Source organism: Corynebacterium hansenii (assembly GCF_030408795.1).
In the GTDB taxonomy this organism is placed as follows: domain Bacteria; phylum Actinomycetota; class Actinomycetes; order Mycobacteriales; family Mycobacteriaceae; genus Corynebacterium; species Corynebacterium hansenii.
In genome coordinates, this window is sequence record NZ_CP047211.1 from 2,406,013 (window position 1) to 2,422,725 (window position 16,713).

The window sequence follows — 16,713 nt, forward strand, 5'->3', positions numbered from 1 at the left end:
CGGGCCGCGTCACTTCCTCGAGTAGAACCTCAGCGTCAGCTGGGCCGTGATGCCTGCGAACACGGCGCCGACGGCGACGATGATCGGCGCGACCAACCAAATGTCCGTCGCAGTGACGGGGGCGACGAGCTGCGCCCGGTACAAGCCATCCATGGCAGGGTCGATGACCGCGGCCTTGCCGATGAACAGCCCCGCGACGGCCAGCAGGCCGCCGATGACGGCGGCGATGACCGCCTCGAGCACGAACGGCGCCTGGGTGAACCAGCGGGTCGCGCCGACCATGCGCATGATCTCGACCTCCGTGCGGCGCGAGTACGCGGCGATCTGCACCATGTTGGCGATGAGGAAGATCGCCGCCAGCGCCTGGATGCCCGCGATGAGGAACGTCGCGTTTCGGATCGAGTCGAGGTTGGAAGCCGCATTGCCGATGTCGTCGCGCTGATCGGTGACGTGGACGACCTGCTTCATGTCACGAACCGGGTCCAGCGGCGACACGTCGGTCGGATCCTTAAGCCGCACCAGCAGCACGGCGGGCAGCGACTCCGGCGTCGCATTGGCCACCAGCGCCGGGTCGGTCTTCTCGAACAGCGCCACGAAGTGCTCGTAATTCTGCTGGCGGTTGCGGTACGTCACCTGTTCGACGCCGTCCTGCGACTCGAGCTTCTCGCGCACCTCGGCGCAGGCCTCGGACGAGCAGGTTTCATCGCCCGCGGAGATCTCCTCGTCGAGTTCGATGAGCACCTCCACCCGATCCAGGTACAGGTTCTTGGTGTCGTTGGTCATGCCCGTGACCAGCATGCCGGACGCGAGCAGCGCCAGCGAGATGGCGGTGGTGATGATCATCGCCACCGTCATGGTCACGTTCCTGGTCAGTCCGGAGAGAGCTTCCCCGAGCACGAAACGGGTCTTCATCTTCTGCTACCTGATTCCTTTTCGTTCCCGGTCGCCCTAGCGGCCCAACCCGTAGACGCCGGTGGCGTCGTCGCGGACGAGCTTGCCGTTGTCCAGTTCCAGCACGCGGCGCCGCATGGCGTCGACGGTGTCGTTGTCATGCGTGGACATCACCACCGTGGTGCCCAGGCGGTTGATGCGGTCGAGCAGGAGCATGATCTCTCCCGAGGTGTCGGGGTCGAGGTTTCCGGTCGGCTCGTCGGCAAGCAGGATCAGCGGACGATTGACGAAAGCCCGCGCGATGGCCACGCGCTGCTGCTCGCCGCCGGAGAGCTCGTGCGGCATGCGGTTGGCCTTGCCCTCGAGGCCGACCATCTCCAGCGTTTCCGGGACGGCCTTCTCGATCTTGTCGCGGCCCTTGCCGATGACCTGCAGCGCGAAGGCGACGTTGTCGAACACTGACTTCTTCGGCAGCAGTCGGAAATCCTGGAAGACGTAGCCGATCTTTTGCCGGTGCTTGGGCACCTGGCGGTTGGACAGCTTTGCGACGTCGCTGCCGTTGACGGTCAGCGTGCCCGAGTCCGGCTTCTCCTCCCGCACCATCAGGCGCAGGAAGGTCGACTTTCCCGAGCCCGAGGGCCCGATGAGGAAGACGAACTCGCCCTTGCCGATCTCCGCCGACACCTTGTCCAGGGCCGGCCGGGTGGAGGTTGCGTAGGTTTTGGTAACCCGGTCGAAGGTGATCACGGAAATCACCCTAGTGGCCATGCGCACCATGTGTCACATGAGTTGCGTTGCATTCCGGCGCCATCGCCGCCCACGCGGGCGTCGTCGCCGCCCCCTGACGCAGACCCACCCCGAATGCGCAGACCCACCCGCTATAACGGGTGGGGTTGCACATTCGGGGTGGGTTAGCCACGAAGATTGTGCGGGCCAGTGCGATTCGGGGTGGGTTAGCCACGAAGATTGTGCGGGCCAGCGCATTCGGGGTGGGTTAGCCGCGAAGGACACGGCACCCGGGCGCCCCGCGGGCTACTCCTCGTTCTCGGAGTCCATGCGCCAGCGGATGCCGGCCTCGAGGAAACCGTCGATGTCGCCGTCGAGGACGGCCGACGGGTTGTTGACCTCGTGGTTGGTCCGCAGGTCCTTGACCATCTGGTACGGGTGCAGGACGTAGGAGCGCATCTGGTTGCCCCACGACGCATTGCCTCCGGCGCCGAGCGCATCCATCTCGGCCTGCTCCTCCTGGCGCTTGCGCTCCAGCAGCTTCGCCTGCAGAACGCGCATGGCGGACGCCTTGTTCTGGATCTGCGACTTCTCGTTCTGGCAGGTCACGACGATGCCGGTGGGGATGTGCGTCAGGCGCACGGCGGAGTCGGTGGTGTTGACCGACTGGCCGCCCGGGCCGGAGGAACGGTAGACGTCGACGCGGACCTCGTTGTCGGCGATCTCGATGTGGTCGGTGGTCTCCACGACGGGCAGGACCTCGACCTCGGCGAACGACGTCTGGCGGCGCCCCTGGTTGTCGAACGGCGAGATGCGCACCAGCCGGTGCGTGCCCTGCTCGACGGACAGCGTTCCGTACATGTACTCGCCGTGGACGACGAACGTCGACGACTTGATGCCGGCTTCCTCGGCGTAGGAGATGTCGTAGACGTCGACCTTGTGGCCCTGCTTCTCCGCCCAGCGTGTGTACATGCGCATGAGCATTTCGGCGAAGTCGGCGGCGTCGATGCCGCCGGCGCCGGCGCGGATGTTGATGACGGCCTCGCGGGCGTCGTACTCGCCGGAGAGCATGGTGGTGACCTCGAGCGATTCGATGTCGGCGCGCAGGTCGGCGCGTTCGGCGTCGGCGAGCTCGGCGGCCTCGGCGGCGGCGTCGCCCTCCTCTTCGTCGGCCAGCTCGTACATGACGGGCAGGTCGTCGAGGCGCTCGCGCAGCGAGGTGACCTTCTTCAGCTTCGCCTGGACCTGCGACAGCTGGGAGGTGACCTGCTGGGCGTGGTCCTGGTCGTCCCACAGCGACGGGTCGGCGGCCTGCGCCTCCAGTTCGCGGACCCGATCGGACAGCTCCGCCGGGTCGACCACCTTTTCAATGGTGGTCAACGTCGCGTCGAGGTCATTGAGGTCAGCGGTCACGTCGGGATTCACGCGACCCACTGTAGCGAACGGCCCCGCGGCGATTTCGGCCGATGCCCGGGTATCGGCTCCGCGGCGATTTCGGCCGATGCCCGGGTACGGGCGCCCGCGTGCACAATGGGGGCCATGACGGATGACGTGATGACCACCCGGACCGATTCCCTCGACGCGGCAACCGACGCCGCAACTCCCGCGCCAACCCCCGCGCCAACTCCCGCCCCTCCCCACACCCCCGCCACCGCGGACGGCGGCGAGACCTCCCGCACGAGCCCCGACCGGACCGTCGATCCGTCCATCGACGACGCTTCCCTGGCCGCCCACGTGGTCGAGCGCGCCGCGGAGCTGGCCGCGCAGATGCGGGCGGAGGGGCTGGAAACCGAATTCAAGACCTCCATCTCCGACGTGGTCACCGCCGCCGATCGCGCGGCGGAGGAGCTCGTGGTGTCCGAACTCGCGCGCCTGCGCCCGGAGGACGGGATCCTCGGCGAGGAGGGCTCCGCCAAGGAGGGAATCTCGGGCCGTACGTGGGTGATCGACCCCGTCGACGGCACCTACAACTTCACCTCCGGCTCGGATTACTGGTGCTCGGCCGTGGCGCTGGTCGAGGGCTCGCCCGATTCCCCCGACCGGGTCATCCTCGGCGCGGTGCACCGCACGGCGGGCTCGGCCACGTGGGTCGGTGGCCCGGATCTGCCGACCACGCGCACCGATGAGCGCGGCATCGTCGAATTGCCGCCGTTGGCGGATGCGGACGCGGGTGCGCTGAGCGTGGGCACGTACCTGCATTCGGCTCGGCTTGACGACGACGCCCTGGTGGCGCCGTGGCTCGAAGCCGCCGGGAAGTTCGCCACGTGGCGCATGCTCGGGTCCGCGTCGGTGGATCTCGCCGGGGTGGCGGAGGGGCGCATCGGAGCGTGGTTCCAGCATTCGGTGGCGTCGTGGGATTGGCTGCCCGGCCACGCCCTGGTCGCGGGCGTCGGCGGCGCTTCGGCGCTGGTCGACGGATGGCGGATCGCCGGACCCGCCTCCGTCGTCGCGGAGCTGGCGGAGACGCTGAAGAAGTAGCGGCGGACGCGGCGCCGTCAGTTGCGGCGGGGCCGAACCGGTGGGGCGGGGGCGTCGTCAAGCGGAAAAGCCGCACGCGCGCGACGCCGCACGCAACGGCACGCGAGCACTAGAAGTGCAGCAGGCCGATGACGATGAGCAGCACCGCCACCAGGTATCCCGCGCCGCGGGAAAACGCCTCACGGTTGTCGCGGGCGCGCTGGAAGAGCACGCCCAGCCACGACGTCGGATTGAGGCGGACCAGGCCGACGCCGACGGCGACGAGCGTCGGCAAGCTCAGCGCCACCGACGCATAGAGGATCAGCCCCAGGTACCGGTCCGCGGTGGGCAGCCCGCCCGCCGACAGCACCGCCAGCCCCAGGAAAAACGGCCCCGACGTCACCGACTGGATGGCGCCGAGCACGAACCCCGTGGCCACGGTCATCGGCGACGGCGTGCGCAGCGGCGCGAGGATCTTCGCCACCAGGGCCGAGGAATCGCCGCCGCGCCAGGTCATCACGGCCGACGCGATGCCCGTCAGGATCAGCAGCACCCCGAACAGCGGCGATTCGACCAGCGCCTTGATCTGCTCGCCCAGCCCATCGAAGACCAGCAGCACCGCCAGCGCCAGCACCGCGACCCCCAGCCAATCGCCGAAGATGAGCAGCGGCGTGATGCGGCGGTAGCGGCCGGCCGGGAGCATGAGCCCCAGCGCGACGACGACGGCGATCAGCAGAACGTTGATCGAATCGATGAACGCGTAAGTCAGGGCGTGGAGCATGCGGGGGCCTTCCGGTCGGGCCGGTCTAGACTACCCTTCATGAGCGCTTACGCCGATGACCTCGCCCTCGCCCACCGGCTCGCCGATCTCGCCGACGCGGTGACGCTGCCGCGCTTCGGTGCCGCGGACCTCGACGTCGAGTCGAAGCCGGACCTCACGCCCGTGTCCGACGCGGACCTCGCCTGCGAGCGGGATCTGCGGGAGTTGCTGTCCGACGAGCGCCCCGACGATGACGTCGTCGGCGAGGAGTTCGGCGGCGACGCGACGTTCGAGGGCCGCCAGTGGGTCATCGACCCGATCGACGGGACGAAGAACTTCGTGCGCGGCGTGCCGGTGTGGGCGACGCTGATCGCGCTGCTGGTCGACGGTGAGCCGGTGGTCGGCGTGGTGTCGGCGCCGGCGCTGGGCCGCCGCTGGTGGGCGGCGAAGGACGGCGGGGCGTGGCGGTCGGTTGCGCTGGGTTCGCCGGCGACGTCGGAGGCCCCGGCGGAGACGCCGGGTGCGTCGGCGCCGAAGCGCATCACGGTGTCGCGCGTCGGCGACGTCGCCGACTGCTCGGTCGCCATTTCGTCACTGACCGGCTGGCGGGACCGGGGGCTGCGGGACCAGCTGATTTCGCTCACCGACGACGCCTGGCGCCTTCGCGGTTACGGCGACTTCTTCTCCTACTGCCTGGTCGCGGAGGGGGCGGTGGACGTCGCCGCGGAGCCGGAGGTGTCTCTGTGGGATCTGGCGCCGCTGGCGCTGCTGGTTTCCGAGGCCGGCGGCCGGTTCACGTCGCTGGCCGGCGAGGATGGGCCGCATGGCGGCGATGCCGTGGCCACGAATGGACTGCTTCACGACGCCGTCCTGGACTACCTGAAGTAGGTTCGGCGCGGGGACGTCGTAAAGCGGGGAACCACCGCGGCTGCGCCGGTGGAAAGGCGGTCGCGCCCACCGCACGAACATGCCGAGCGCGTCTGCACGCCCCTCCCCCGCACACCCGCCGCGCGCCCACGGCTAACGGCCTTGCCTGAGGTGACGCTAACCTGATCCGCAAAAGTTCACGGAGAAGGGAACGCGGGGAATGGCCAAGGGCGGCAAGAACGCCAAAGGCAAAGGTAAAGGCAAGGACGGCGGCAAGGCCAAGGTCAAGGACGAAGACAAGGCCAAGGGCCCGGCCAAGAGCAAGAAGAAGTCGGGCAAGGCGAAGTCGAAGAAGGCCGCCGCCGGGACCACGCTGCGCCTGCCGGAGTGCTCGAAGGCCGAGGCCAAGGCCGCGAAGAAGCTCGCCGGCAAGGACCCGTTCCGCCTGGCCGCGATGTCTCCGAAGAAGAAGTGCTGCAAGTCCGGCACGCGCTGCCTGCGGTGCCCCGTCGTGCTGCACAAGCTCAACCGCGAAATCCGCAACGGCGAAGTCGACCGCGACGCGCTGCTGCTCGTCGCCGCAAAAGCGCGGGTGCGCTGACCCCGCGCCAGGCCGCGCGCCCGCCTACGCCAGCTGGAATCCGCCGCCCGGCCGCGCGCCCGCCTACGCCAGCTGGAATCCGCCGCCGGGCCCGCCGTGGAGGTTCATGTCGTCGATCTGCGCCCGCACGGACGTCACGATCGTCGGCGCGAACGCCGGCCCCTGCAGCGGCGTGACGCAGGCGGGGGCGGAATCGGCGCCCTTGATCATCCCGACCAGGCGCTCGCCGACGAACACCGGCGCGCCCGAATCACCCGGCGCCGCGCAGATCTGCGTGGACACGTGCGGGTCGGAGGCCGAGCCCGGCGCCCCCTGGACCCACGTCGGGCCACAGGTGCGGCCGGTGGCGACGCCCTGCTTGCAGGCGGTCTCCCCCGTCTTCGGCAGGTCGCCGACGGAGGTGACGCGGGTGTCGCCGTAGGTGGACGTCGGCACGGCGTTGCCGCCCAACACCAGAACCGCGTAGTCGTAGGTCGCATCGACGCGCTGGACGGTGCCGATCACGCCCGCCTCGACGGCATCCATCGAGCGCACGGGCGCACCGGTGGCGCCGCAGTGCCCGGCGGTCAGGCCGATGAGCCGCCCGCCCGCGTCGCGCCCGGCGGCGGCCAGCGTGCAGACGTTGCGCGCGTCGCCGTCGCCCACCAGGATCGGCGTGCCCGGCCCGACGAGCGCGCGCCCCTCACCCGCGAGGCGCTCGGCTTCGGCGGGCGCGGTGGGCGAGGGGAACCACACGCCGTCGACGCGATTGTGCACGGGCCCGGGCGTCGCGCCGAGGATCTTGGACACGGGGGCTTCGGCCACCGGATGCGGCTCCATGGCCAGCTCGCGCGCGGCTCCATCGAGTGCGGGGCCGGTGCCGTTTGCGCCGTCCGCGGCATCCGGCTTGACGACGGCCGACGCCGCCGATTCAGCGGCCTCCGCCAGATCGGCGACGGGGCCATTCGGGGCCGGTGCGACGGCCGGTGGAGCCGCCGGGGCCGGATCCGAGACGTCGGGAAGCGAGGGAACGGCCATCGCCGCGGCACCGCCGAGGCCCGTCGCGGCAAGCACGGCGCAGGTTACGGCGGCCACGCGGCCACCCCATCGTAGTGCCGCCGCAGTGTGAATGCCGATCATGTTTGAGCCGTGCCCCGTTCGTGTGAGAAGTGTCCCCGAAATACGTTCTGGCCAGTCATTTCGGGATGCCGGGGCAACCATACCGCGCCACCCGGATTCGCAAAGAATGTTGCGGAAGTTGCGGGTGTGACTGTGTCGATCGGAGGTGGCGGCGCGGTTCACGGCGGGCGCCGCACGGGTCTTCGCCGAACGTCGCCCCGGAGGCGCGATCGGATCACCGCATGAACGCGATCGAATGGGCTCATCATCTCGCAAATCCGGATTGCGCGGTGGTATTTTTCGGAAATGGCCCCGAAATCACAGCCGCATCCGTCGGCGATCACCCGTCGTGACTTCCTTCGTGGCGCAACGGCTCTCGCGGCCGGCGCCGCAGCCGCGCCCGCAATCGGGCGCGCACATGCCGCCCCCGCGCACTCACCGGGAGACGCCCGGGCGCTGGCCGATCCCTCCCGCCCGCGCACCGCGATCATCATCGGCTCCGGTTTCGGCGGCTGCGTCGCGGCGCTGCGGCTGGGCCAGGCCGGTTACCGGACCACCGTCTTCGAGCGGGGGCGCCGCTGGAACACCGAGGGCGGCGAGGACGCGTTTCCGCTGCTGATGAAGCCCGACCGCAGGACCGCGTGGTTCTCCGATCACCCGAACATCAACCAGCTCACGCGCGTCACGCCGATCGAGCGTTACCCCGGTCTCATCGACCGCATCCACGGCCAGGGCGCCGACGCGGTCTTCGGCGCCGGCGTCGGCGGCGGTTCGCTGACCTTCGGCACCTTCTCCATCCAGCCGCGCCGCCGCGAGTGGGACATGATCTACCCGGAGGCGATCGAGTACGACGAGATGGACTCCACCTGGTTCCCGCTGGCCAGGAAGGAAACGGGGGTGTCCCCGCTCCCGGAGGATCTGCTCGAGCTGCCGCAGTGGCGCGGCGCGAAGGCGTGGCTGGAGACCGTCGCCGACGCGGGGCTGGAAACGACCCGGCACCATTTCGCCATCGATTGGGACCGCGTCCGCGAGGAGCTCGACGGGCGCCGCCCGCCGTCGGTGTCCGTCGGCGAGTACGTCTACGGCACCAACTCGGGCGCGAAGCTCTCGCTCGACCGCTCCTACCTCGCGCGTGCCGAAGCGACGGGCAACGTCGAGGTGGTGCCGATGACGGAGGCCATCGGCATCGACGAGCTTCCCGACGGCCGCATGCAGGTGACGTCGAAGCTCATCGATGACTCCGGCAAGGAGCTGACGCGGCGCACCGACGTCGCCGATGTCGTGGTCATGGCGGCGGGCGCGTTCCACTCGACCGCGCTGCTGGCGCAGATGCGGGCGGCGGGCCGCCTGCCGAAGTTGTCGCCGATGGTCGGCGAGAACGTGGGCACCAACGGCGATTTCCTCGTCGGACAGACCCTGCAGCGCAAGGACTTCGGGTCGAAGCAGGGCGGGCCGGGCGTCGGCGTCGTGTTCGACGAAGGCCCCCAGGGCCCGTACTCGCTGTCGTGGGAGGGCGCGCCGATCCCGGACTTCGCCGGCGGCTTCACCACCACGCACCTGATGCAGGTGATGACGGACGAGCGCGGCAGCATCACCGCCGACCCCAACACCGGCACCGCGACGCTGGTGTACCCGCACCCGCGCGCCAACACGGAGGTCGACAAGAAGGCCCGCGCCGCTGCGCTGCACTTCAAGTACCTCGCCCACGATCGCCATGGTTTCCCGCAGGCCGGTGTGCCGGTATGGTCGCAGGCCGCCGATTTCGGCACCGCCTGCACGTGGCACCTGTTGGGCGGCCTGGTCATGGACGGCGCCCGCGCCCACGGCGGTGCCGCCGGCGCGGCGGATGCCCAGGGCCGCGTCCACGGTTATCCGGGGCTCCTCGTCGTCGACGGCTCCCTGCTGCCGGGCAGCACCGGCATGGTCAACCCCTCGCTGACCATCACCGCGGTGGCGGAGCGGTGCATGCACAAGTACCTGGCCGACGCCGCCAAGGAATAGATGGCTAAGAAGTAGGCGGAGCCGGCGCCCGACGGTCGAGGGGCGCCGGCCTCAGCCGAGCGCGAGGGCCGCGCCGACGACGATGAACCACAGGGGCGTCGCGGTGAGGAATACGCGTTCGGTCGCGCCGATCACGCGCTCCCGAAGCGGAGGCAGCACCAGCGTGGCCAGGAAGGCGTAGAAGCTCACGCGGATCACCCACCGCATCGCCGATTCCATGTCCGCGGACACGATGCCGGTCAGGTCGAAGTTGACCATCGCCACGAAGAACCCGGCGAACTGCACGACGGCCAGAATCCAGTGCATGCGACCCGTTTTGGTCCTCTGCTCGCCGGTGACGTCGGTGGGGAACGCCAACATGGCCAGCAGCGCGGCGATGCCGATGCCCAGGGCGACAAGCGGGACGCGGGGCCCCACGCCCTGAATGAGGAACGCCACGAACATCAGCGCATAGGCGATGGCGCCCAGAATGCCCATCACCGTGAACTCTTTGCGGGAACCCCCGGTGCCCAGGTCGCTGACGGTGTTGCGCAGCGGGCTGAGGTCCCGCCGCACGACATGGAGGTGGATGAATGCGCCGGTCCGCAGGACCAGCAGGATGACGGCCGCTGCCGCCACGAACACCGTGCTCATGCGCGGTATTCTAGTGCCCCTCACTCCATCGGATCTACTGTTCAGAGGGAGCTTTTTCGACGTTTCCTCCGATCGTTCACACGAGGAAATCAGCGCAATCGCCGGGCGCCCGTTCCCTCGCGCGGCCCCTCCCCCGGATACGACGAAGGCCCCCGGCTGATGCCGGGGGCCTTCGTTCACGTGGTAGCGGGGGCAGGATTCGAACCTACGACCTCTGGGTTATGAGCCCAGCGAGCTACCGAGCTGCTCCACCCCGCGTCGACTGCTTGTCCAGGATAAGACGGAACCATCTGATTCCATAATCACCCCGCTTGCAGTGGGTGCCGGCCATCCGAGATTTTCTCTCGCCGACCAACGAGACGTAACAGTAGCACCGCGGGCCGAGCGTTGGCCAATCCCCTGGTCAGCGCACTGCACGGGCTTTGCGACGGCCACCCGCCCCAACGGAAACCGGGCCGCACCGGAGGAATCGCCCCCGGTGCGGCCCGGCCCCGTCGCAAAGCAACCGGATCGGCTACTGCCCGTTCGCCTTCTGGTAGTCGGCGACGGCCTTGTCCAGATCCGCCAGCGCCTGGCCCTGGGCGGCGAAGTCGCCCTTCTCCTGGGCCGCCTTCAGGCGCTTGAGAATCTCGGAGATGCGGCCGGCGGCTTCGTCGCGCGCGGCGACGTCGACCTTCTTCTCCTCCTCCGGCTTCGGCGCACCGGCACCGGCCCCGGGCTTGGCGGCATCGCCGCCGGTCTCGCCGGGCATGGCGTTTTCCTCGCCGCGCTTGCGGGCGACGGCGCTGGAATCGATGCCCACCTGGCGCAGCGCCTCCGACAACGTGGGCGCGTAGCCGACCTCGCCGCGGTAGGACACGAGGATGCGCAGCAGCTTCGGGAACGCCGTCTCCTGCCCCTGGCGCTGCGTGTACACCGGCTCGACGTACAGGATCTCGCCGTCGCCCACGGGCAGCGTCAGCAGGTTGCCGTTGGTCACCACGTTGGTGCCCTCCAGCAGCGTGCGGTCCTGGGCGACCTCGTTGGCCGACATCATCGTGTCCTGCGCCTGCTTCGGGCCCATCGTCTGGGTGTTCGTCGGCAGGGCTCGGATGGTGATGCGCCCATAGGTCTCCGGATCCGACGACACCGCCATGTGCGCCGACAGGAACTCGCGCTCCAGGCCGCGGAAGGCGGAAATCAACTGGAAGCTTGAGCGGCCCGTCTTCGGGTCGGCCGCCACCACGTAGTACGGCGGCTGCGACAGGCCCTTGTCCTCCGGCGCGGTCGGGTCGCTGGGCACCGACCAGAAGGCGTCGTTGGTGAAGAAGATGCCCGGGTCGGACACGTGGTAGCGCGCCATCAGCTCACGCTGGACCTTGAACAGGTCCTCGGGGTAGCGCAGGTGCTGCTGCAGCGAGTCCGAGATCTCCGACTTCGGCTTGACGACGCCCGGGAACACGCCGCGCCACGCCTTGAGCACGGGATCGTTCTCGTCGAATTCGAAGAGCTCCACAGTGCCGTCGTACGCGTCGACGGTGGCCTTCACCGAGTTGCGGATGTAGCTGACCTCGCTGTTGGGCAGCGGCCGCGACGTGCCGTCCGGGTTCAGCGAATCCTGCGTCGCCTCCTGCAGGCTGGTGCGCTGCGAGTACGGCATCGACGCCAGCGTGGTGTAGCCGTCGACGATCCACTTGATCCGGCCGTCGATGACCGCAGGGTACGTGCGGGTGTCGGTGGTCAGCCACGGGGCGACCTTCTGCACGCGCTCGCGCGGGTCGCGCTCGTAGAGGATCTTCGACTCGGGGCCGACGCGGTCCGACAGCAGGATGTTGACTTCCTGGTAGCGCGTCGCGAACACCAGGCGCTCGAAGAGGTTGCCGATGTCGACGCCGCCCTTGCCGTCGTACGTGAAGTTCCGGCCGTCGGCGTCGTACTCGATGTCCGTGCCGTCGCCGGTACCGCCGACGATGGCGTAGTCGGCGTCGGAGTTGGCGATCACCGGGCCGTAGTAGATGCGGGGCTGCTCGAGGTTGAGGTTCATCCCGTTGGGGTCCTCGGACTCGAACAGGTCGGCCACGGTGTACAGCGGGTAGCCGCCGCGGGCGGAGCCCGCCTCGGTGGCGACCTCGTCGACCCGGTTGGCCGGGGCCGCGACGAAACCGTTGCCGTGCGTGTACACGGTGTGGCGGTTGATCCAGTCCTGCTGGTTGCCCTGCAGGGTCCGCGGGTTCAGCTCGCGGGCGGCGACGACGAAGTCCCGCATCTCGCCGTCGACCTGATAGCGGTCGATGGACAGCGACTCGGGGAAGCCGTAGAAGTTCTTCAGCTGGCGCTGCTGGGTGAATGTCGGCGACAGCACCTCGGGGTCGAGGATGCGGATGTTCGCCAGGGTGTTGGTGTCCTGGGCGATGGACTCGGCGCCCTCCTCCTGCGAGGCGGCGTCCTCCTCCTTCTCGCCCGGCACGCCCCAGTTGCGCTCGACGCTGACCTTGTCGTCGGTCAGGCCGTAGTGGTAGCGCGTCGACTCGATGTTGCGGGCGATGTACTCCCGCTCCTTGGCGGCGCGGTTCGGCGACACCGAGAACTGCTCGACGACCAGCGGCCACGCCACGCCGATGATGCCCGCCGAGACGAGCATGAGCACCGTCGCCATCGCGGGGATGGCCAGGTTGCGCAGGAAGATCGACGCGAAGAACGCAGCGGCGACGACGATCGAGATGACCAGCAGCACGATCTTCGCCGGCAGGAGCGCATTGATGTCGGTGTAGGAGCCGCCGGTGAACGTCTGCTGGCGGTTGCCCAGCATGTCGTAGCGGTCGAGCCAGTAGGCGACGGCCTTGAGCAGCATGAACACGCCGGCCCACGACGCCAGCTGGGCGCGGGCCGCACCGGAGACGCGGGTCTTCTCGCCGGTGGTCGGGTTGCCGGCGCGGATGCCGCCGAGCATGTAGTGCGTGACCAGCGACAGCAGGAACGCCACGATCACCGCGAGGATGGCGGTGTCCACCAGGAACCGCCAGAACGGCAGATCGAAGGCGTAGAACCCGAGGTCCTTCTGGAACTGCGGGTCGGCCTTGCCGAACTCCCCGCCGTTGAGGAACAGCTGCACGGTGCGCCAGCCGGCCTGCCCGACCAGGCCGGCGAACAGGCCGAACACCAGCGGCACGCCGAGCAGGACCGGGCGGTGGGCCGATTCGACCATGCGGCGGTAGACGGCCTGGGGGCTCTGCGGGTCCATCGGGCCGGGATCGTCGGGGCGGTGGCGCCACGCCAGCCACATCGACAGGAAGACGACGCCGCCGACGAGCGCGCCGATGACGAAGAACAGAATGACCCTGGTCACCCACGTTTTGGCGAAGACGCCGCGGAAGCCCACCTCCCCGAACCACTGGAAATCGACGTAGACGTTGACGATGACGGGAACGAGCAAAGCAAGGATCGCGAGGATCATCACCGTGGTGGCGAGCCACCCCGGTCTCGGCATGCCCGTGCGGCCCAGTCTGGTCGGGCTGGTGGACAAGGGGTCTCCTAGTCGTTACGGGTTGTTGTCGTTACGGTTTGTTCAGTCTCCCCTACTCTATTGAAAAACCCCCTGGGGCAAACCCCATTGGTTTCCGCCGACCAGAAAGCGCCGCCATGCCCGACGATCGCACCCTGTCCCCGCAGGCCCTCAACCGCGCCGTGCGCGAGGCCGTCGATTTCGTCCACGCCGAAGGGTGGGACGCGCCGCCGACGCTGTTCGCGCTGGTGCCCACCGAACTCGTCGCCGACGCGCTCGACCCGGACCTGCTCGACGAGTCGCCGCTGACGGTCGTCGTGCAGGAGGACCTGCCGGAGGGCATCGACGGCGGTTCGCCCGAACTGTCCGACTTCATCGCGCGCACGTCGTGGCCGGAGGGCGTCGTCGGGGCGGTGCTGGCGCAGGAGATCCTCATCGTCGCGCCGGAGGACGCCGACTCCGTCGAGGGGCTCAGCCTCGAGGAGATCCGCGCGTCGGCGGGATCCGGCGCCGCGCGGCAGGCCCGGCTGTTCACGGGCGTGCTCGACGACGGCCCGTCCCTCACCCTGATCCAGCCCCGACCCACCGACGCCGAGCTCGCGGAGAGGGGCCCGTTCGCCGAAGACGACGTCGAACTGCGCTCCGGAGAAGGGCTCGCCGACGGCGTGGTAGCAGCTCTGCGATCCACCTTCCAGGGGAGTTGACTTCCCCTCCAGATCGGTGTTCGATAACAGGGTGATAACGGCGCCGTAACGCGCTCCCCGAGCATGGGGCGCGCAGCGGCGTCGTCAAGCGTTTCGAAGACGACAAAACGAACACGACAAAACCCGTGCCCCGCCGCGCGCACGCACCGATCGAAGAGGTAACCGCATGACGTCGACCACGACCCGCCGCATCCTGGCCACCGCCGCAGCAGTGATCACCGCAGGAGGCGCCCTCCTCGCCGGACACGCCGCGACGGCCAACCCCGGCGGCGGTTACGTGGCCTTCGGCGACTCCTTCGTGGCCAACCCCGGCGCGACCGACCAGGCCAACGGCACCGGCAGCATCGGCGCCAACGGCTGCCCCGTGTCCACCACCAACGTCGGCCACAACGTCGCCCAGCGCCTCAACCTGGAGCTGCGCGACTACTCCTGCAACGGCACCGTCGCGTACGTCCCCACCACCCCGAAGCAGCTGTCCGGCTACGTCGAGCAGGCCATCCAGAACGGCGACGTCAACCACGGCACCAAGCTGATCACCGTCGCCGTCGGCGCCAACGACGCCATGCAGGCGTTCTGGGCCCCCAACGAAGCGCAGAACGACATGTACCACAAGGCCGTGACCGGGGCGATCAACCGCCTGAAGGAGCACGCGCCGAACGCGCAGGTCATCGTCATCGGCATGCCGGAGATCTCGTCGCGCGACGGCGAGCACTACATGTGCCCCGCCAACGTGTTCGGCAACGCCCCGCGCGTCCCGGCGGCCCCGGTGCGCACCTTCGAGGACAACCTGCAGGCCCGCCAGATCGCCGTCGCCGAGGCCACCGGGTCGACGTTCGTGAACATGAAGGACGTCTCCAACGTCGACGCCGCCATGTGCGCCCCCGACGGCCAGCGCCACGTTTCCGCGTTCCTGGATTCGGACACCGCGAACTACAACATGCCCAACCACCTCACCCACGAGGGTTCCCGCGTCGTCGCCGGCGAGGTGGCCAACGCCTACCGCGGCTAGTTCGGCTCGGCGCGGCCGGCCCGCTCCGTTCGGTTCTCGCCGTTCCGATCGGCCGTTTCCGCAAGCGCCGCAGTTGCCCGGTTCGCCCCCTTTCCCGGGGCGGGCCGGGTTTTCGCTTTGCGACGCCCGCCGAACACCGTCCCCGGCCCAATTGGCGGTGTGGCCGAAGGTGGGGGACGTATAGTCGTGAAGCATGACCGACGCGCACGCAGACCCGGCCACCGCCGGCACCCCGGCGGTGGAGATGTGGACGATGTACGACGCCGATCGGATCCCGACCGGCGCGACCATGCGGCGCGGCGATGACTTCCGGCCCGGCGAATTGCATCTGGTGGTGCACATGTGCATCTTCGATGCGGCCGGGCGGATGCTGATCCAGCGGCGCGCCGACGACAAGGTCGGCTGGCCCGGGCTGTGGGACGTCACCGTCGGCGGCAGCGTCTGCGCCGGCGAAACCAGCGCCCGCGGTGCCGAGCGCGAAGTGTTCGAGGAGCTGGGCCTGCGCCTCGACCTGACCGGACGGCGCCCGAACTTCACCTTCAACTTCCGGCACGGGTTCGACGACTTCTACCTGCTGCGCGCCGGAGACGCGGACGGCGCCGATGCGGGCCGCGCCGATGAGGCCGCAAATGAAGGCGCGCCCACCGACGAGTCCGATGCCGTGCCGACTGACGTGCCAACGGTCGACCTGGCGGAGCTCGCCATCCCCAACGACGAAGTCGCCGACGCCCGCTGGGCCACCCGCGAGGAGATCCACGCGCTGCACGCCGCGGGCGAGTTCATCCCCTACCGGCCGACGGCGATCGACTTCATCTTCGACATGCTCGGCCGCGCCGACATCCTCGACCTCGCCGACGAGGGCGGGCGACCCGGCACGGAAGCCGCCGACTTCGGGTAGCGCGGGGCGAATGGGAGCGCGGCGGGCTCGTCGTCAAGCAGAACTGCGAAAGCCCCGTTGAACAGGCACAAAAGAACCCGCCCACCGTTTCCGATGAGCGGGTTCCGCGTGGAGCCGCCGGGAATTGAACCCGGGTCCTCCGCCACCTCGCCAGGGCTTCTCCGTGCGCAGTTCGCGCATGGTCTCTGCTCGGCCCTCCGGTTCAGGCGAACATGACCGGATGACGGGCCCAGCCGCAAGTGTGCGTCCCCGCCGACCCTTGCGACCAAGTCGGCGAGCAAGCCCCACTAAACGATGCCAGGGTCCGGATCAGAGGCCTACCCGGTCTGACAGACACGCGGTCGCTGGTTAGGCAGCGAGGGCGTAGTCGCGCTGAGTGTTCTCGGCGCTTATTGGTTTGCTGCGACGCTCACGGTGGTCTCCAGCCTGCACCGGCACGCTTCCCCTGGCTCACTGTACGGAGTCGAAACCAAGTCGGCCCCTCGAGTCCCCGCCGGAAGGGATGCTGCGTATCTCCGGCGAGACGCTTCATACTAGGCGCGATTTATCCGCAGGTCAAGGTCGTTCGCGGGGTCCGGCCCCTCCGC

Annotated in this window: 14 protein-coding genes, 1 tRNA gene and 1 other RNA gene; 7 read left to right on the forward strand and 9 right to left on the reverse strand. The window is 69.2% G+C overall.

Features of this window, described 5'->3' with window-relative positions:
- Positions 1–9: 9 nt before the first annotated feature.
- From ftsX to prfB, 3 genes are all read right to left on the reverse strand, one after another.
- Complete coding sequence (gene ftsX / locus CHAN_RS10630) at positions 10–912, reverse strand: permease-like cell division protein FtsX (RefSeq protein ID WP_290289626.1); 903 nt, start codon at positions 910–912, stop codon at positions 10–12.
- A gap of 36 nt (positions 913–948) precedes the next feature.
- The gene (gene ftsE / locus CHAN_RS10635) at positions 949–1,638 is read right to left on the reverse strand and encodes a cell division ATP-binding protein FtsE (protein ID WP_048742001.1); all 690 of its coding nucleotides are present in this window, start codon (positions 1,636–1,638) and stop codon (positions 949–951) included.
- 285 nt (positions 1,639–1,923) lie between these two features.
- A complete protein-coding gene (prfB, locus tag CHAN_RS10640) occupies positions 1,924–3,042 on the reverse strand; it encodes a peptide chain release factor 2 (protein WP_048741285.1) in 1,119 nt (372 codons plus the stop codon).
- Between the two features lie 114 nt (positions 3,043–3,156).
- On the opposite strand from prfB, the gene CHAN_RS10645 reads away from it, so the two are divergent.
- Positions 3,157–4,095 (forward strand): inositol monophosphatase family protein, encoded by a 939-nt coding sequence (locus tag CHAN_RS10645; RefSeq protein WP_290289630.1) that lies wholly within the window; start codon positions 3,157–3,159, stop codon positions 4,093–4,095.
- Between the two features lie 109 nt (positions 4,096–4,204).
- Here the strand turns inward: CHAN_RS10645 and CHAN_RS10650 are convergent, their stop codons facing one another.
- A complete protein-coding gene (locus CHAN_RS10650) occupies positions 4,205–4,855 on the reverse strand; it encodes a hypothetical protein (RefSeq protein ID WP_290289632.1) in 651 nt (216 codons plus the stop codon).
- Between the two features lie 39 nt (positions 4,856–4,894).
- Here CHAN_RS10650 and hisN point away from each other — a divergent pair, with 39 nt between their 5' ends.
- Together hisN and CHAN_RS10660 are read left to right on the forward strand one after the other, a co-directional pair.
- Positions 4,895–5,722: a histidinol-phosphatase gene (gene hisN, locus CHAN_RS10655; RefSeq protein WP_290289634.1), complete on the forward strand. Its 828-nt coding sequence runs from the start codon at positions 4,895–4,897 to the stop codon at positions 5,720–5,722.
- A 199-nt stretch (positions 5,723–5,921) separates the two neighbouring features.
- On the forward strand, positions 5,922–6,302 hold the full coding sequence (locus tag CHAN_RS10660; protein WP_290289635.1) for a hypothetical protein: 381 nt from the start codon (positions 5,922–5,924) through the stop codon (positions 6,300–6,302).
- Positions 6,303–6,365: 63 nt separating this feature from the next.
- Here the strand turns inward: CHAN_RS10660 and CHAN_RS10665 are convergent, their stop codons facing one another.
- Positions 6,366–7,376, reverse strand: coding sequence for a chymotrypsin family serine protease (locus CHAN_RS10665; protein ID WP_290289637.1), 1,011 nt, complete (start codon positions 7,374–7,376; stop codon positions 6,366–6,368).
- 330 nt (positions 7,377–7,706) lie between these two features.
- On the opposite strand from CHAN_RS10665, the gene CHAN_RS10670 reads away from it, so the two are divergent.
- Positions 7,707–9,401: a GMC oxidoreductase gene (locus CHAN_RS10670; protein ID WP_290289639.1), complete on the forward strand. Its 1,695-nt coding sequence runs from the start codon at positions 7,707–7,709 to the stop codon at positions 9,399–9,401.
- Positions 9,402–9,452: 51 nt separating this feature from the next.
- Here the strand turns inward: CHAN_RS10670 and CHAN_RS10675 are convergent, their stop codons facing one another.
- The 3 genes from CHAN_RS10675 to CHAN_RS10685 all read right to left on the reverse strand — a co-directional run bounded on the left by CHAN_RS10675 (position 9,453) and on the right by CHAN_RS10685 (position 13,500).
- Positions 9,453–10,034 (reverse strand): DUF998 domain-containing protein, encoded by a 582-nt coding sequence (locus CHAN_RS10675; RefSeq protein WP_290289641.1) that lies wholly within the window; start codon positions 10,032–10,034, stop codon positions 9,453–9,455.
- Positions 10,035–10,215: 181 nt separating this feature from the next.
- A tRNA-Met gene (locus CHAN_RS10680) sits at positions 10,216–10,292 on the reverse strand.
- Positions 10,293–10,548: 256 nt separating this feature from the next.
- Positions 10,549–13,500, reverse strand: a complete 2,952-nt coding sequence (locus CHAN_RS10685) for a UPF0182 family protein (RefSeq protein ID WP_290293477.1) — start codon at positions 13,498–13,500, stop codon at positions 10,549–10,551.
- Positions 13,501–13,652: 152 nt separating this feature from the next.
- On the opposite strand from CHAN_RS10685, the gene CHAN_RS10690 reads away from it, so the two are divergent.
- From CHAN_RS10690 to CHAN_RS10700, 3 genes are all read left to right on the forward strand, one after another.
- The gene (locus CHAN_RS10690) at positions 13,653–14,219 is read left to right on the forward strand and encodes a PPA1309 family protein (RefSeq protein WP_048741267.1); all 567 of its coding nucleotides are present in this window, start codon (positions 13,653–13,655) and stop codon (positions 14,217–14,219) included.
- A 166-nt stretch (positions 14,220–14,385) separates the two neighbouring features.
- Positions 14,386–15,228, forward strand: a complete 843-nt coding sequence (locus CHAN_RS10695) for a GDSL-type esterase/lipase family protein (RefSeq protein ID WP_048741264.1) — start codon at positions 14,386–14,388, stop codon at positions 15,226–15,228.
- A gap of 193 nt (positions 15,229–15,421) precedes the next feature.
- Positions 15,422–16,126 (forward strand): NUDIX hydrolase, encoded by a 705-nt coding sequence (locus tag CHAN_RS10700; RefSeq protein WP_290289645.1) that lies wholly within the window; start codon positions 15,422–15,424, stop codon positions 16,124–16,126.
- Between the two features lie 106 nt (positions 16,127–16,232).
- On the opposite strand, the gene ssrA is transcribed toward CHAN_RS10700, so the two are convergent.
- Positions 16,233–16,608, reverse strand: a transfer-messenger RNA (tmRNA) gene (gene ssrA / locus CHAN_RS10705).
- Between the last annotated feature and the right edge of the window lie 105 nt (positions 16,609–16,713).

Coding starts and splice junctions, on each gene's coding strand:
- CHAN_RS10670 (WP_290289639.1), top strand. CDS start 7,707: ATGGCCCCGAAATCACAGCCGCATCCGTCGGCGATCACCCGTCGTGAC.
- CHAN_RS10700 (WP_290289645.1), top strand. CDS start 15,422: ATGACCGACGCGCACGCAGACCCGGCCACCGCCGGCACCCCGGCGGTG.
- CHAN_RS10685 (WP_290293477.1), bottom strand. CDS start 13,500: ATGCCGAGACCGGGGTGGCTCGCCACCACGGTGATGATCCTCGCGATC.
- CHAN_RS10675 (WP_290289641.1), bottom strand. CDS start 10,034: ATGAGCACGGTGTTCGTGGCGGCAGCGGCCGTCATCCTGCTGGTCCTG.
- CHAN_RS10690 (WP_048741267.1), top strand. CDS start 13,653: ATGCCCGACGATCGCACCCTGTCCCCGCAGGCCCTCAACCGCGCCGTG.
- CHAN_RS10650 (WP_290289632.1), bottom strand. CDS start 4,855: ATGCTCCACGCCCTGACTTACGCGTTCATCGATTCGATCAACGTTCTG.
- ftsX (WP_290289626.1), bottom strand. CDS start 912: ATGAAGACCCGTTTCGTGCTCGGGGAAGCTCTCTCCGGACTGACCAGG.
- hisN (WP_290289634.1), top strand. CDS start 4,895: ATGAGCGCTTACGCCGATGACCTCGCCCTCGCCCACCGGCTCGCCGAT.
- CHAN_RS10695 (WP_048741264.1), top strand. CDS start 14,386: ATGACGTCGACCACGACCCGCCGCATCCTGGCCACCGCCGCAGCAGTG.
- CHAN_RS10645 (WP_290289630.1), top strand. CDS start 3,157: ATGACGGATGACGTGATGACCACCCGGACCGATTCCCTCGACGCGGCA.
- CHAN_RS10660 (WP_290289635.1), top strand. CDS start 5,922: ATGGCCAAGGGCGGCAAGAACGCCAAAGGCAAAGGTAAAGGCAAGGAC.